The 16356-nt window shown below is 51.6% G+C and carries 15 protein-coding genes; 8 read left to right on the plus strand and 7 right to left on the minus strand.

Annotated features, from left to right (window positions below; genetic code table 11):
- Positions 1–54: 54 nt before the first annotated feature.
- Complete coding sequence (locus FT643_RS04370) at positions 55–1092, minus strand: succinylglutamate desuccinylase/aspartoacylase family protein (protein ID WP_156869602.1); 1038 nt, start codon at positions 1090–1092, stop codon at positions 55–57.
- Between the two features lie 55 nt (positions 1093–1147).
- Entirely contained in the window at positions 1148–2059 is a 912-nt protein-coding gene (gene rimK / locus FT643_RS04375; protein ID WP_156869604.1) for a 30S ribosomal protein S6--L-glutamate ligase, read from the minus strand.
- A gap of 173 nt (positions 2060–2232) precedes the next feature.
- On the opposite strand from rimK, the gene FT643_RS04380 reads away from it, so the two are divergent.
- Complete coding sequence (locus FT643_RS04380; protein WP_198043313.1) at positions 2233–3255, plus strand: cyclic nucleotide-binding domain-containing protein; 1023 nt, start codon at positions 2233–2235, stop codon at positions 3253–3255.
- A gap of 263 nt (positions 3256–3518) precedes the next feature.
- Positions 3519–6224, plus strand: coding sequence for a hybrid sensor histidine kinase/response regulator (locus FT643_RS04385; RefSeq protein ID WP_156869608.1), 2706 nt, complete (start codon positions 3519–3521; stop codon positions 6222–6224).
- 8 nt (positions 6225–6232) lie between these two features.
- Here FT643_RS04385 and FT643_RS04390 read toward each other — a convergent pair whose 3' ends face one another.
- Entirely contained in the window at positions 6233–7732 is a 1500-nt protein-coding gene (locus tag FT643_RS04390; protein ID WP_156870516.1) for an AAA family ATPase, read from the minus strand.
- A gap of 102 nt (positions 7733–7834) precedes the next feature.
- Between FT643_RS04390 and coq7 the strand changes: the two genes are divergently transcribed.
- From coq7 to minE, 4 genes are all read left to right on the plus strand, one after another.
- Positions 7835–8500: a 2-polyprenyl-3-methyl-6-methoxy-1,4-benzoquinone monooxygenase gene (coq7, locus tag FT643_RS04395; protein ID WP_156869610.1), complete on the plus strand. Its 666-nt coding sequence runs from the start codon at positions 7835–7837 to the stop codon at positions 8498–8500.
- A 290-nt stretch (positions 8501–8790) separates the two neighbouring features.
- A complete protein-coding gene (gene minC, locus FT643_RS04400) occupies positions 8791–9531 on the plus strand; it encodes a septum site-determining protein MinC (protein ID WP_156869612.1) in 741 nt (246 codons plus the stop codon).
- 24 nt (positions 9532–9555) lie between these two features.
- Complete coding sequence (gene minD, locus FT643_RS04405) at positions 9556–10368, plus strand: septum site-determining protein MinD (protein WP_156869614.1); 813 nt, start codon at positions 9556–9558, stop codon at positions 10366–10368.
- A complete protein-coding gene (minE, locus tag FT643_RS04410) occupies positions 10368–10640 on the plus strand; it encodes a cell division topological specificity factor MinE (RefSeq protein WP_156869616.1) in 273 nt (90 codons plus the stop codon). The genes minD and minE overlap by 1 nt, the downstream gene beginning before the upstream one ends.
- A gap of 97 nt (positions 10641–10737) precedes the next feature.
- Here minE and FT643_RS04415 read toward each other — a convergent pair whose 3' ends face one another.
- The 4 genes from FT643_RS04415 to pomA all read right to left on the minus strand — a co-directional run bounded on the left by FT643_RS04415 (position 10738) and on the right by pomA (position 14861).
- A complete protein-coding gene (locus tag FT643_RS04415) occupies positions 10738–11763 on the minus strand; it encodes a hypothetical protein (RefSeq protein ID WP_156869618.1) in 1026 nt (341 codons plus the stop codon).
- Positions 11764–11787: 24 nt separating this feature from the next.
- A complete protein-coding gene (locus tag FT643_RS04420; protein WP_156869620.1) occupies positions 11788–12831 on the minus strand; it encodes an AraC family transcriptional regulator in 1044 nt (347 codons plus the stop codon).
- A 77-nt stretch (positions 12832–12908) separates the two neighbouring features.
- Positions 12909–14036, minus strand: a complete 1128-nt coding sequence (locus FT643_RS04425) for a flagellar motor protein MotB (RefSeq protein ID WP_156869622.1) — start codon at positions 14034–14036, stop codon at positions 12909–12911.
- 60 nt (positions 14037–14096) lie between these two features.
- Entirely contained in the window at positions 14097–14861 is a 765-nt protein-coding gene (gene pomA, locus FT643_RS04430; protein ID WP_317621944.1) for a flagellar motor protein PomA, read from the minus strand.
- Between the two features lie 220 nt (positions 14862–15081).
- On the opposite strand from pomA, the gene FT643_RS04435 reads away from it, so the two are divergent.
- Positions 15082–15327, plus strand: a complete 246-nt coding sequence (locus FT643_RS04435) for an exodeoxyribonuclease VII small subunit (RefSeq protein ID WP_156869624.1) — start codon at positions 15082–15084, stop codon at positions 15325–15327.
- Entirely contained in the window at positions 15328–16224 is an 897-nt protein-coding gene (ispA, locus tag FT643_RS04440; RefSeq protein ID WP_156869626.1) for a (2E,6E)-farnesyl diphosphate synthase, read from the plus strand.
- The last annotated feature ends 132 nt before the right edge of the window (positions 16225–16356 follow it).

Here is a 16356-nt window from a genome sequence, read left to right on the forward strand (position 1 = left end):
ATCGTTAGTCGAATCGGCACCGGTTCACATTCTTCGAAACGGTGCCATCCCGATTTAACTCAGCTCGACCGGCATCATATCCACTTCCTGGCGAAACTCATCAACCACTGTCTCGACATCTTCAATATCATCGAATCGCCCCACATGCAGCAGCGCCTCGCCCAGGTTCACCAGGGGCAAGTTGGTTGCGCCGATCACGATGCCGCCGAATGGTGCCTTGACCGGCGTTTCACTGCCACCCAAAGGGCCATCAATAATGCCGAGCAGCTCTCCACGCACCACACGGTCTCCCAATTTGAGGTGACTGCGGAACAACCCGTCGGCCGGAGCCCGTACCCAGGCCGACGACTTAGCAACAAAGGTGTTGTTCGTTTCTTTTTTCGGGTTGCGCCGCGGTGGCAACATATTTAAATGAGTCATCACATTGCGCACCCCCTTTACTCCGGCAATAATCGCGGGCTCGTCAAAACGCAGCGCTTCACCGGCCTCGTAGGTAATAATCGGAATGCCGAGATCGTCGCCTGCTCCGCGCAGTGATCCGTCTCGAATCGGTGCATCAATTATTAACGGCAGGCCAAACGCATGCGCCATATCGGCGGCTTTTGTATTCTCCAGGTGCACCCGGATTTGCGGCATATTGGAACGGTGGATTGCCCCGGTATGCAAATCGATTGCGTACTGACATTTACCCAGTATTTCCTGCACAAATAGATGGGCGATACGTCCGCCCAGGGAACCCTCCTCTGACCCCGGAAAGCAACGGTTCAGATCACGCCGGTCAGGTAAATAGCGGGACCGATGAATCACACCCAACACATTCACCATAGGCACCGCAATCAAGGTGCCTTTCAGGCTCTTGATCCAGGGAGCGGAAATGACTCTCCGCGTCACTTCCACCCCATTCAGCTCGTCACCGTGAATGGCGGCGCAGATCAGTAATACGGGCCCCGGCGCTTTGCCGTTCACCACCTGTACCGGAATCGATATATTGGTTTGGGTGTAAAGCTGACCGATGGGGATATGAAACGTTTTTTGCGTACCGGCTTCGATACGCTCACCGAAGATTTCCAGGCTGTTTTTGCTGCGGCTCATGCACGGTTTCCTGATCGGGATTTTAAGTTTTTATTAATTCAGTATCGCCAGCTTTTCAGCCCTTGCCAACCGTGCGGCTGGTAGCGGTGCCGTCGGCGATTTTCTTTTCCATGAACCCGATAATCATACCGGCAATGTCTTTCCCGGTCGCTGTTTCAATACCCTCCAGCCCCGGCGATGAATTCACTTCCATTACCAACGGACCATGATTAGAACGAATCAGGTCAACCCCGGCCACATTCAACCCCATAATCCGGGCAGCACGGACCGCAGTAGCACGCTCTTCCGGCGTTATTTTCAGTAACGTAGCGGTGCCGCCCCGATGCAGATTGGAACGGAATTCCCCCGGCATTGCCTGTCGCTTCATGGCTGCCACGACCTTGTCACCGATAACCAGGCAGCGAATATCAGCCCCAGACGACTCGGCAATGTATTCCTGAATCAAAATATTGGCTTTTAATCCAAGAAAAGCCTCAATCACACTTTCAGCGACTTTTCGGGTATCGGCCAGCACCACACCAATGCCCTGGGTGCCTTCCAGCAATTTGATGACCAGGGGAGCACCGCCCACCATATCGATCAAATCCGGAATTTCATCAGGCGAATGGGCGAAACAGGTGACCGGCATCCCTACCCCTTTTCGGGACAGCAGTTGCAGTGAACGCAACTTATCCCGGGAGCGGGATATAGCCACCGATTCATTCACGGAATACACCCCCATCATCTCGAACTGGCGCACCACCGCAGTACCATAGAAAGTAATTGACGCGCCGACTCTGGGGACGACCGCATCAAAATCTTCCAGGGACTTGCCTTTATAGTGGATGGTAGGTTTATGGGTGGCCATATTCATATAACAGCGCAGAGTATCAATGACTCTGACTTCATGACCACGAGCCTCGCCCGCTTCAACCAGCCGACGGGTAGAATAGAGTTTTGGGTTACGCGAAAGAATTGCGACTTTCATTAAATTTAGAACACCTGAAGTAAATACGAAGCTGAGAATTGTGTGATGGGATTGGCAGGCTGGCATTGTTATACGCCAGTGTCCGCGTCCCATTATATACCTTGCGATGCGCTGGACTATACTGATTAAAACACCACATGATTGATATTTAACGCACCGGCATGGATTGTAACATGAGCACTGATGCTTTAGCTGTGGATGAGGGCACGATCAAGAACCTGATTCCATTCAATGAGTTATTCCGGCACCAATTTCAGGAAGCGCTAAGATGTTGCGAGCAGATCAGCGCACCACCCCGCAAAAAACTCTTCAAGCGCGGGGATAACGATCCCTTCTGGTATTACCTGCTGAAGGGTAGTGTGAATTTAATTGATGAAGACTTCAACAGTTCAACCCTGAACGCAGAAGATGAACAATGCCTGCATGCGCTGGATAACCAACCACCTCATCGTTATTCTGCAATCACTACCTCAGAATGCCTGCTGCTCAAAGTGGATAAACAACGTTTGGATCTTGCCATCACCTGGGAACAGGCCGGCGGTTACGACGTGGAGGATCACGATGACGATACCGACTGGATGTCCGCTTTGCTTGATACCGACGTATTCAGCAAAGTACCCCCGGCGAATATTCAAAAACTGTTTGCCACCTTTAAACGCAACACCGCAAATCTGGGTGACGTGATCATCAAAGAAGATCAACCGGGTGATCGGTTCTATGTCATTGAGCACGGTTCTGCTGTAGTCAGCAAACGATCCGGAGACCGCACTGACACTCTGGCCAGGCTTGAGGCTGGTCAATTTTTCGGCGAAGAAGCGCTGGTAGGTAAAACCACCCGTAACGCCACTGTCACCATGGAAACCGATGGCGCTCTGATGTATTTGGAAGAAGAGGAATTCAAACAGCTTCTTGAGCAACCGGTTTTGCACCACATAAAAGAACACGAATTGGAAACCCTGCGCCAAAGCCACCCGGACATGGTAATGGTGGATGTGCGTCTGAGCGGTGAATACAAGCACTTCAATCGCGCAGGCTCGGTGAATATCCCACTCAACAAATTACGTCAACGCAGCGCGCAAATGGATAAAGACACCTGCTACGTCGTTTGTCACAATGCCGGTCCCCGCAGCGAGCTGGGTGTTTACCTGCTAATAAAAGAAGGCTTTCAGGCCTATCTGTTGGAAAGCGCAGAATAATCGGCATCCCCCGGGGTTTGCTTGAACCGGTCAAAAAACATTAAATGATGTCGTGGTCGTGGGATTCAACGGCCAGAGTGAATATACTAGTCACAAAATAATCAACAGCAGGGCGTTTTTTGGCTCAGACTACACTATCTTCCCGGGCAACACGCTATAGACACGGGTATTCGCCTTTGTGGCTGTGGCTGTGCCTGTTTTGCTGCCTGAATGTCTGTTCGTCGCTACAAGCGGATGTGATTCTGCAAAATCCCCAGTACTTAATGAAGATTACGCAGAATGTCTCCTACTTCGAAGACAAAGACAACCAGTATGGCCCTGATAGTTTTCTGAATCCCGAATTACAACAACAGTTCACCCCCGCCAGAACGCCGGTTTTACGGATGGGTTATACCGATGCGACCCTGTGGCTTCAGCTGGAAATCAAAAGTGAACTGGAGTTTGAAAGTAATGCGTTGCTGTATGTCAATCTTCCCAACATTGGCCTGATTCGGGTATATCAACGCACCGACGACGGCATGAAGCTACTGGAAGAAGTCGGGAGCTTAACGCCTCATCTGTTCGGATTCATACGCCACCGATCCCCAGCGGTTCGCCTACAGCTGAATCCGGCAGCAGCCAGCGATATCCTGGTTGAAGTTCGTTCACAACAATATATGACTTTCACGCTCAACCTGGCGGATCCCGCCAGCTTCTATGAGTTGCAGTTTAGGCAGCACCTAATACTGGGGGTAACTCTGGGCGCCCTACTCATGTTGATTATCTACGGGGTGTTCGGAAAAATCCGCAACCGGGATAAAAGTTATCTGAGCTACACCCTGTACGCCCTATCAATCGCTTTCTATATTATGGTCAGTTACGGCTATATCGGTTATTACTGGTTCCCGGTAACCGGCCTTCAAGTGCGGCTCGAGAGCGCCTCGCTCATTGCTCTGTGCATCTGCAGCCTTTTCTTTACGCAAAAATTATTAGACTTGCATCGCACCCGCCACCACCTGAACACCGTATTGCAAACGCTTATTGTTGTAAATTTGCTGAGTCTGGCATTGATTAATTTCATTGACCAACAGTTTGCCTCTAAAATGTCCGTGAGCCTGGCGCTGATTTGCATCCCACTGGCCAGTTACGCCACCGCCTTGCGGGCGTTTGATCGATTCAGCCCGGCACGGATTCTGATAATCCCCCGTGTTATTCTGGCGCTCATCGGTGCTTTGACAGCGCAAACGGTATTCGGCTTACTGGCTATCGAATTCGAAACCCTGAATGTGCTGGTCTCTGCATTGTGCCTGGACTGCGTAGCCAGCGTATTCGCATTAAAGTTACGCAGCCAGATCCACCAGAAGGCAGAGGAACAACAGCGCCAACGAATTGCAGTGGCAGAAGCAGAAAGGCGCGCTAAAACGGAATTTCTTGCCCAACTAAGCCACGAGATACGCACGCCAATGAACGGTATTCTGGGCATGTCGGAGTTATTGGAGGATTCCCCCCTGACACCGTCGCAGCAGGATTACGTCCGCACCATCACTTACTCCGGCAACAACCTTTTAAAAATCCTCGACGATATCCTGGATTATTCAAAAATTGAAACCGGCAAAATGACATTGGATTTCACCTCCTTTGATATCGGCTCCATGCTCAGCGAGTGCATCGACCTGTTCCGCCAGCGCGCCGAAGAAAAAGGCATCGAACTCATCACCCATATCCAGGGCGATGTACCGTTTCAGGTCAAAGGGGACACAACCCGTATCCGCCAGGTACTCGCCAACCTGATCTCCAATGCCATTAAATTCACCGACCACGGCGAAGTAGTGATCGACATCAACAAGGATGCCGAACGATCCGAAAATCATATTTGCTTTTCCGTTACCGATACCGGTACCGGCATCAGCCGAGAGGCACTACAAGACATTCTGAAAACCGATCGCAACCACTTGGAACAACTGGGCCACCACGGCCTCGGGTTACCGATATCCCAGCAACTGGTTGGCATCATGCACGGTAGTTTCGGGGCAAAAAGCGCGCCCAATAAAGGCAGCTCATTCTGGTTTAGTATTCCGCTGGAGCCCGATCCAGAAGGGCAGGATATACCCCTTTACGCCGATCAATTAAACGGCTTGCGCCTGTTAATTGTCGATGACAATGCCTCCTGCCGATTGGTGATACAGCAACAAGCCAGCAGCTGGGGCATGACACTGGCCACCGCAGTCAATGGCAAGCAGGCACTTGCGTTACTGCACAACCAGGCCACCATCCACGAACCCTTTGATGTGGTGATTCTGGATCATGAAATGCCCGGTATGACCGGCATGGAATTGGCTGCCCGCATTAAAGAAGACACCATCATCAACAACGACCCCCTGGTAATGATGCTCACCGGGCTAGGCATGGCACCCAGCGCCACCGCCGCACGAAATGCCGGCATCCGCCGGGTAATCAGCAAACCGGTCACTGGACGGGTGTTGAAAGTTGCCTTACTGGAAGAATTAGCCCATATCCGCCGCATACACGCCAATCACCCCCAAGACACCTACATCACCCGCCAGCTACCGGCGATGAGTATTTTAGTAGCCGAAGACCATCACTTGTCACAGAAAGTCGTGCGGGGCATGCTAACCCGCTTGGGTATGCAGGCGGTGACGGTGGAAAACGGCAAAGCGGCTCTGGAAAAAGTGCAGCAGCAGCAATTTGATCTGATTCTCATGGATTGTGAAATGCCGGAAATGAATGGATTTGAAGCCACGGTAGCCATCCGCCAATGGGAGCAGGAATGCAATCGTAAACCGATTCCTATTATTGCCCTCACTGCACACATAATGGATGAGCACAAAGAGCGCAGCTTACGCTGCGGTATGAATGCGCACTTGGCAAAACCGATCGAACTCAACGAGCTGCGGGACATTCTGTTGTTATGGTCGGACCATCCCGGATCCGTTATTGATCCGGCCATGGATAATGACAACCACCCATAGGCGCAGGATTAATCCGCTGCCACGGTCCGTCCCCCGGCCCAGTGGCGTAACGCGGCCAGTGGCTCGGCCATTACCACTGATAACGGCTTAGTAGAAGCAATTTCGTCCATTATGTGCCGGGTGTCCAGCGCCGCCCCTTCTGCCTGACAACGATATAACGCTGACACCAACGCCTGCTCAACCTCAGCCCCGGAAAACCCTTCACTACTATATGCCAGGGAATCCAGATCCAGCGTCGAAGGATCATGACCACGTTTTGTCAGATGGATGCTGAAAATATCACGGCGAACCGCCTCGCCCGGAAGATCGACAAAGAAAATCTCATCCATTCGGCCTTTGCGCACCAGCTCCGGCGGCAGTCGGGAAATATCATTCGAGGTTGCCACCAGAAACACCGGTGCCTTACGCTCCGCCATCCAGGTCAGTAACGCTCCCAACAATCGTTTCGACGTTCCGTTGTCGCTGTCTTCTCCGGACACCGCCTTCTCGATTTCATCAAGCCACAACACGCAGGGCGACAGCGCCTCGGCCAACGCCAACGACTCGCGCAGATTGCGCTCCGTTTCGCCGATGAACTTATTAAACAATGCCGAAAAATCCAGCCGCAACAGAGGCACCCCCCACATACCGGCCACGGCCTTCGCGGCCAGACTTTTACCTCCCCCCTGCACACCGAGCAATAACACCCCTTTGGGCATATCCAATGCGGTATCACTAGTGGCTGCGTCTTGCACCTGCAAAAAACGCTCGCGACGTTTTAATAACCAATTTTTGAGCACACTCAAGCCGCCCACGTCGGAAAAGCTGGCGGTGTCGTATTCAAAGCTGAGAACGCCGTTCATTCCCAGCAGCTCGAATTTCGCTTTGTTCAGATCCGGCAGATCACTGGCGGTAATAGCCCCGTCATCAAATATAGCGCCACGAGCCAACCGCCGCGCATCGGAAAAGGTCATGCCACGCAGATTGGCCACCAGTTTCGACAAGGTCCGGTTATCGGTTTTTACTTTCAACCCCTGGTTCTGATAAGACCAGACTGCAGCCTCCTCCTTCACCAAGTGCATCAGCTGCTCATCATTGGGTAAGGAAATCTCCATCCGCGCACTGTAACGTTGCAACTCCGGTGCAATAACAAAAGCGTGGCTGAGCAGCACCACTGTGTGCTGGTTCTGATCGTGGGCCATGGCAATTTCCTTCAGTAGACGTATATTTCTCGGCTCCCCTTCCAGATACGGGTGAATATCGCAAAGTACGAAAATGCCGGCGCGCGCAGATGCTTTTATATGACGCAACACCGCTTCCGGCTCACTGGTTTGCCGCTCGTCGATTTCATGGGTCAAATCAATCCGCTTCACCCCTTCGGTCACCGACCAACTGAAAACCGGTTTATTCAGCTGAATCCCGCTGCGTTTGATCAAATCCAGCGCCCGTGGCTCTTCATGGGTTTCAATGATGATCAGCGGCACTCTGGACCGCATCATAATTTCCAGGTCGTTTACATCGGGCATCAGGGTCACACTGTCCTTATTCTTGAGCGGGATGTTGCGGGACTTCCGCAACGGGTCAGAACCTATATAATAGTCATTTTTCAGCGGCGACGTCGGAACCCGATCATGAGCAGTCAGCGTAACCAGCATCCATCACGCCACCTTAGCGTCTTTGACCGTCTGATCGGCCAGGCAGACAATGCGCTACGAACCCTGGCTGGCGGCCATCACGGCAGTGAACGGGCCCACCCAGCCAACGATACTGAATGTCCACAGCTCAGTCCGCAACAACGCCGCCACGTTGCCGGATTAATGAGAGTAAATCACACCGGCGAAGTCTGTGCACAGGCACTTTACAAAGGGCAGGCCGCCACCGCGCGTCTACCCCGCATACGCAGGCAAATGGAAATCTCCGCGCAAGAGGAAGAAGATCATCTGTACTGGTGCCAACAGCGGATAACCGAGTTAAACAGTCACACCAGTTTTTTGAATCCGCTTTGGTACGTGCTCTCGTTTGGCATTGGTGCGGGAGCCGGAGTAATCGGTGATCGCTGGAGCCTGGGGTTTGTTGAAGAAACCGAACATCAGGTTTGCGCGCACCTGCAGGGACATTTGGAGAAGCTGCCGCAAAAAGACGAAAGAAGCCGCAAAATATTACAGCAAATGCAGGAAGATGAAGCACGACACGCGCAAACCGCCCACCAAGCCGGCGCAATGGCTTTGCCTTTTCCGGTCAAAAAATTAATGCAATCCGTGGCGAAAGTCATGACGACCACCGCCTACCGGATTTAATTTTTTGCATTGGAAAAAATACATTTAGGAAACGGACAGCGTTTTTGCCAAAAAAATGCAACAAAACCGCCGTATAGCGCAAACTTTTTCCATCACTTTTCTGAAGTTCTGTTACAATTAGGGGCAGATTATGGACCGAAAAGTGGTGGCATTAACATTGACCTGATGCAAAAAACCAGGCCACTGTACATCGCACTATAAATTCCGGAACCTGGATAAAGCAAACTCCGATTTGCTTTATCAAACCGCCGGAAACATTCAAACAAAAAAACTGATTACTCCAAGGATCTATGCTGGACACTGAAGCCGCAATTGACACGGAAGCCTGTTTCAAACTGAAAGGCAGCCGCGTCACAATGACCATACTGGAGCTCTATCGTTACGATTATCAGAGCTTCAATGATGCCCTCTCCGCCAAGGTAAGCACTGCCCCCGATTTTTTTCAGCAAACCCCGGTCATCCTCAGCCTGGAAAAATGCGCAAACGATGAATTCGTGGACTTTATTGAACTGAGTGAACTGTGTCGTGAATTCGGCATGGTTCCGGTTGCAATCAGGGGTGGAACTGAACAGCAGGCGGTATCTGCTAACGTAGCCGGGCTACCGATACTGCCTCCTGCCACCAGCAGCCGGCAGACGCAACCCGCCAAGCCAGCAACCGAGGCCACAAACGAACTTGAAATAGTGGAAGAAGAAGTTCCTGCCACGGCGAATAAAATTATTACAACCCCGATACGTTCCGGTCAGCAAATTTATGCGCCCGGCGGTGATCTGGTGGTGATTGCCCCCGTTAGTGCCGGTGCAGAAATCCTGGCCGACGGCAATATCCATGTTTACGGTCCGTTAAGAGGCCGGGCTTTGGCGGGCGTCAAAGGTGACGCAAGTGCCAGGGTATTTTGTCAACAGCTGGAAGCGGAGCTTATTTCCATCGCCGGCAATTACAAAGTGAACGAAGACCTTCGCGGAGAGCACTGGAAGCAGGCAATCCGCGCTCACCTTGAAGGTGACCAACTTATTATCAGCCCACTGTGACAATTTAATAAAGAGGATACGACATTGGCAGAAATTATCGTGGTGACCTCAGGCAAAGGTGGTGTTGGCAAGACCACGACCAGCGCAGCCCTCGGAACCGGCCTGGCCCTGAAAGGCCACAAGACCGTCATTATCGACTTTGATGTGGGTTTACGTAACCTGGATCTGATCATGGGTTGTGAACGGAGAGTGGTTTATGACTTCGTTAACGTGATCAATGGCGAAGCCAACCTGAATCAAGCCCTGATTAAAGACAAACGTGTAGAAAACCTCAGCATCCTTCCAGCGTCCCAAACTCGTGACAAAGACGCTTTAACCCAGGAAGGTGTTCAAAAGGTACTCAACGATTTAAAGAAAACCCACGATTATATTGTGTGCGACTCACCCGCCGGCATCGAAAAAGGGGCCCACATGGCCATGTATTTCGCCGACCGCGCGCTGGTCGTAACCAACCCGGAGGTCTCATCAGTACGGGACTCGGATCGCATCCTGGGCATACTGCAAAGCAAAACCCTGCGAGCAGAAAACGGGGAAGAGCCGATTAAGGAACACTTGCTGCTGACTCGCTACAGCCCGGAACGGGTGGAAAAAGGTGAAATGCTCAGTGTAAGGGATGTAGAGGAAATTCTTTCCATACCGTTGCTGGGTGTCATCCCGGAATCAAAAGCGGTACTCAGTGCTTCCAACCAGGGCCAACCGGTGATTCTGGATGAAGAGAGTGATGCAGGCCAAGCCTATATCGACGCGGTACGTCGCTTACTGGGTGAAGACATTGAGCACCGATTCCTCAATGCGACCAAGAAAGGCCTCCTGTCGAGAATGTTTGGAGGTCGGTAATGAAATTTTTTGATTATTTTAAATCTAAGAAAAAAAGCACAGCCAGCGTTGCCAAAGAGCGCCTGCAGATCATTGTTGCCCATGAACGCACTGCAAAAAACCAACCGGATTACCTGCCCGCTTTGCAGCGGGATCTGATCGCGGTGATCAGTAAGTACGTGGCCATCAGTGAAGAAATGGTGAACGTCACTCTGGACAAAAATGATGAGTACGCGGTTCTTGAACTCAACATCACGTTACCGGAAACCGAAGACGAATTGGCGGCAACCTGACAGTAAACAGTTAGGTGGCGCACCACTCGGCGCGCTACCTAACTGCATAACATAAGCCGTGCTATCGCTATCAACTAGAATGGGCACTCAAAGCAGATTAAGCCAGTGCCTGGCCGCACTCCTCGCTGCTATAGAAATCGTCCAGGTTGCCGCGAATGCGCTGCTCGATCAAGTTCCATAAAGCCTCGCGCCCCAATAAACCGGGCAGAATCTGTTTCAACTCATCGCTGATGTAATCCTGGGTATAACCGATTTCGGTGGCCAGCTCGGCCAACGGCTTGCTGCCATTTTCATCCAGAATATGGACAATGACCTTTGCAATCATATTGTGCAGGTATTCCGTCGTGCGCAGTTCTGCCCATAATGTATCACCGATTGCGATGCTGTCGTCGATGTCCTGTTCCGTCACATAGCCCTTAAATTTAGAAAATTCTTTCTCACTCACGGTACTCCAAAAGTGATCGGCTATGGTTTTGATATTGCCTTCGGACAAAGCATTATTCAGCACCTTTTCCGACAGTTCTACCGAACTGCGTAGATTGCCTGCAATAAACTTTTTGATGGTGCCTTCCGCGGCGGCTTCCAGTTTCGGCATGGCTTTATTCAATTGTTTTGCGCCGGCTTTCATCAGGGCCGAAACCCCGGGCACTTTTTTCACAACGACATTTTCGGTCATCACGTAATCCTTGATACCGTGATACAACACATCGGTAATCAGTTCGCTATAAACCGGACTTTCCAATATCAGATGAATGATGTCCATGCGCAGCTTTTCAAACTGAGCGAAATGGGAAACGGCTTTGTCGTATTCCCCTTTAGGCACCAGAGACGTTATATTGGTGCCGTCATTGAGTTCAGATTGAATGACCGTTACCGTGCTTTTCACCACGATGTCTCTCAAGGCCTGGTTGAAAGGCGCGTGCTCGACCAGCCGCAACACGGTTTTCACCAATAAATCACGATCCAGAACCTCTTCCAGGGTCACCGTCGCGCCCCATTGATAGATTTCAGACACTTCGCGGTCGATGGTTTGCAGCAACCCGTCCGCCTGCAAGCGGGACAGCATAAACCGGACATGAGCCTCCTGAAGTTTCGCCGCATTAGATTGGGTTTGTTCGGACATGGTATTTCCTCTTAAATAATATCGCTACATCTGACTGATATACTGACGTCGATACCGTGCCGGGGTAACCCCCTGCAAACGTTTAAACGCCCTGCTGAAATTGGAGGCATCACTGTAACCCAACATCATGGCGATGGCTTCCACCGAGCGCTTCGATTCCGTTAATAAACGTTTCGCCTGTACCATTCTTACCCGATCCAGTACGTCCTGAAAGGTGGTACCGTGGTCATGCAGGCGTCGCTTGAACGTGCGTCCGGATAAATGCAGCTTACTCGCAACTTGTTCCAGTTTCGGGTAATCCGGCTGCGCTTCTTTCAGAATCCGGTGTACACGGTACAGCAGGTCATCTTCCACTTGTATGGTCTGTAGTTCACGCTCACATTGCGCTTCGGCCAATTGCCGCGCCAACGGATCGGACAGTGTCAACGGCCTTAGTAATAACGGCTTTTTAAAGATTAACTGATTCGCATCCTGATTAAAGCGAACCGCCACCCGGCGCGGAAACCAGCCTTCCATTTCATCAAAATACACCGGCTGCTCACAAGTTCGCCGACAGCGCACATCTTCGGGGATCTCTCCCAACAAATTCAGGCTCATGGTGCCAAAGCTGGTCATCACGGACTCCGTCAGGAATACCGAAGCCTCCCCTAAAGAGACCAATTCGTCCAGCTGCAATACCACCTCATCGCCCATATCGAAAATATTCAGCTGCAAGAAATCAAACCGGGTGCGGCAGTATTTCACCGCCAGCTCCAGCGCCTCTCCTAACGTGGACGCGCTCATGGCAGCAAAACCGAGAAAGCCGTGTGTGGATAATTTGAGTTGAAAGCCGAATTTGAAAGCCAGCGCAGGATCACGGGAAAGTAATTGTGCGTTTTCAATTAACGCTTTGTACTGGGCAGCAGATAGACGCCCGTCAGGCGACTTCAGTGTGGTCAGCTCAACTTCTGTACCGGCTAATAACTCCGCCGGAGGTATCCCGCTCTTAACCAGCATTTCCACCAATAATGCAGCGTAGGTGGCGCTGGCACTGAGGTGATCCAGCTCGGTTTCACTCCGGTATTGCATTAATTGCTCGCTTCCGTGGCCCTAAATGACCAAACCTTACTCTTTGACCACAAAGCTGACAAGTGTTGATTCTGCGATTAGAAAAACTCTTCTTCACTACTGGGCTTTGGACTGAATGGGGCTGGGAAGTCCGCACCGGGTGTGCGATCCGGGCCAGCTGGCTGATGATCAGGGGATAGGGGTTGCGAGGCTTCGGTAGCCGGGTTGGAGGTGTCGTTATCATCGCTGATGACCATATCGAAACCCTCCAGGTTTTCCAAACCGGACTGGATCAGTAAATCCGGGTTGAACTCAGGGTCCTCAGGCAGGGGCTTTTCACCCGACAGATACTTTTCATCCTCTGCCCCTTGCTCGATGACGATCTCGACCCGGCGATTACGGGATCGGTTTTTCTCACTGCTGTTATCAATCAAAGGCTTGGTATCGGCCAACCCCACTACCGAAAATTTGTGTGGGTCCATGTCTTTTGTTTTTAGTAACTCATGAGCTACTGACACCGCACGCGCCGAGGACAACTCCCAATTGGAACGAAAACGCGCCGTTGAAATAGGAATATCGTCGGTGTGCCCTTCCACCGAATTATTGCCATTAACATCTTTAATCGCAGCCCGAATGCGATCCATGATGGGAATAAAGCTGGCTCGCAAGGTTGCTGAACCACTGGGAAATGACCCCTTTTCTTTCACCCGGATCACGATATAACGGTTGCGGGTTTCCACTTCTACGTCACCGCTTTGAATGTCGTTTTTGAGCGATGCAGCGACCTTCACCGCATCCGCCTGGGTCATTGCAATCAGGCGCTCAAGGATTTCGGCACTATTGTCCGCGCCGCCGCCTTCCGTCTTGCCATCGCCTTTATTGGAATCTGAATCACCCGGTGAACGCACATCCAGGTTCACGTTCATGGTTTCAGCAGTGATCTGCCGGACTTCGTTGAGGGGCGTCGGGTCCGGCCGGCCCGGGGAGAATTCTTGCGCAATAATAGAAGTCCCTTTCGGGATATCTTTCACTTTGATTTCGTTTTGCACCCCAAAGGCGTCGCGCATCGAGCCGGCCACTTGTTTGTACTTAAGTACGTCCATCTCCGAGAACGCTAACAACAGCACAAAGAAACACATAAGCAACGACATCAAGTCGGCAAACGTCGCCAGATAAGCGGGCAACCCTTTCGGGCAGGGAGCGCATTCGCATTCTTCGTCAGACATGGCCGGAGCTCGCTACCGATCCCGGTGGCAACCGCTGTCGGTGTTTCGCTTGCAGTTGCATCATTGTTCCTCGGCTTCGCCTACGCGTTTGTAAGCTGGCAAATAAGTCTTCAGTAACTCCTGTATCACCCGTGGATTTTGGCCGGCCTGAATCGCGAGTAAGGCATCGATAATCATGGCACTGACCCGTCCCTCTTCTTCTGCCCGCAGCCCGACTTTATCGGCCACCGGCAAAGCCCACATATTGGCAATCATCGCCCCGTATAAAGTGGTGAGCAGTGCCACTGCCATGGAGGGGCCAATGGCCTTGGGATCATCCATGGCAGACAACATTTGCACCAAACCAACCAACGTTCCGATCATTCCCATAGCCGGGGCAGTATCGCCAATATTTACGAAAATCGTTTTGCCCAATGTATGGCGCGATGCGGTTTCCTGGCGATCCTTACTGAGTATACTTTTCACGACCTCCGGGTCATGACCGTCCACCAGCAACTGTATGCCTTTTTGCAAAAACTCATTGGATACTTCTTTGCCTTCCAGCGCCAGTAAACCGCCTTTACGGGCAGCATCAGCCAGCTCCACTACTTCAAGAATGATTTCTTCCGGGGAGGCAATCTTGGTTTTAAAGGATTTGTTCATGATCTTGATGGCCCCTAAAAACTGCCCCAGGGAATATTTTGCCATCACAGCAAAAAAGGTACCGCCTACCACGATCAAAATGGAAGGCAGATTAACAAACACCATGACATCGCCACCGGTCACCATCGCCATCACAACGATCACCAGTGCACCAACTAATCCTATAAGGGTCGCTAAATCCACTCGCCAACTCCATTGCGATTAAAAGACGTACAAATAATTGACTCACCTCGGCCATAGTTTTTAAGTCTAGTCAGGAATTCCAGAAATTCAGCCCGCACACAGGGAATGATGCAGCTAAAAAAACAGACGAGACCAAGATCAAACCGGATAAATGATGGCATCGCATTGACCTCACCTCTGCAATCATTGAAACTTTGCGCCTTAATTTCCAGGAGGCACCATGGCCAGAAAAAAAACAGCGATCGACTTCGAACAATCACTGCAATCCCTGGAGCTATTAGTGGACTCGATGGAAAGCGGTGAGATGACTTTGGAAAAGTCTCTGGAAGCATTTGAGCAAGGCATTAAGCTCACCAAAGAGTGTCAGCTGGCATTGCGCGAAGCTGAGCAAAAAGTAGCCATTCTGCTTTCCCAAAACGGAGAGGAAACCGTATTGCCATTCGAAGAAGATGGTGAAAATCAGTAAATGAACACTTTTGCTCTGGAGCCTTATCTGGCCCGATGCCAGGAGCGCGTGAACCGACGCCTGGATTATTGGCTGACACAACAACACCCTCTCGCCCCCCGCCTGTTGGACGCCATGCGTTACGCCACATTTAACGGCGGCAAGCGGGTACGCCCGGTGTTGGCCTATGCGGCGGCGGAAGCCGTGGGCGGCCAAGCTTCCCAGGCAGAAGACGTGGCTAGCGCCCTGGAAATGGTTCATTCCTACTCTCTGGTACACGACGATCTGCCAGCAATGGATAATGACGACTTGCGCCGTGGTAAACCTACCTGTCATATTGCGTTTGATGAAGCCACCGCCATTCTGGCTGGCGACGCCCTGCAATGTTTAGCCTTTGAAGTGCTTACCAGCTCACCAAGCGCTATTGATGATGCGACCCGCTTGCGAATGATCCGCACCCTGTCCGTTGCCAGTGGCACTCAGGGAATGGCGGGCGGGCAGGCGCTGGATCTGGAAGCCGAAGGCAAAAGCCTGACGCTTGAACAACTGGAGAACATTCACTTGCATAAAACCGGCGCGCTGATCCAGGCCAGCGTCAAGTTGGGCGCCATGACTTTTGCCGATACCAATCCACAGCAACTGAAAGCACTGGACTGCTATGCGGGTGCCATCGGTCTCGCCTTCCAGGTGCAGGATGATATTCTCGACGTAATTGGGGAAACCGAACAACTGGGTAAACAAAAAGGGTCCGATGAGGCACTGGCAAAAGCCACCTATCCCGCGATTTTGGGGTTGCAACCAGCGCGGGACCTGGCCCAGGAATTATGCGCTCAAGCCAATCTGGCACTGGAATCGTTCGATCACCGAGCCGACCCTCTGCGGGCACTGGCCCACTACATCGTTTCCAGAAGTCACTAGTGGCAGCGTCACGAAAAACTGAAAAAAATTAGGTAGCCATCCACGACAAAGGATGAGTTAAATACACACTGGCTCTATAATGCTCGGTCATTGATACAACCCTGGCCGCTCCGGACCCTGTTAACAGGCTAA

This window comes from Ketobacter sp. MCCC 1A13808 (assembly GCF_009746715.1).
GTDB lineage: Bacteria > Pseudomonadota > Gammaproteobacteria > Pseudomonadales > Ketobacteraceae > Ketobacter.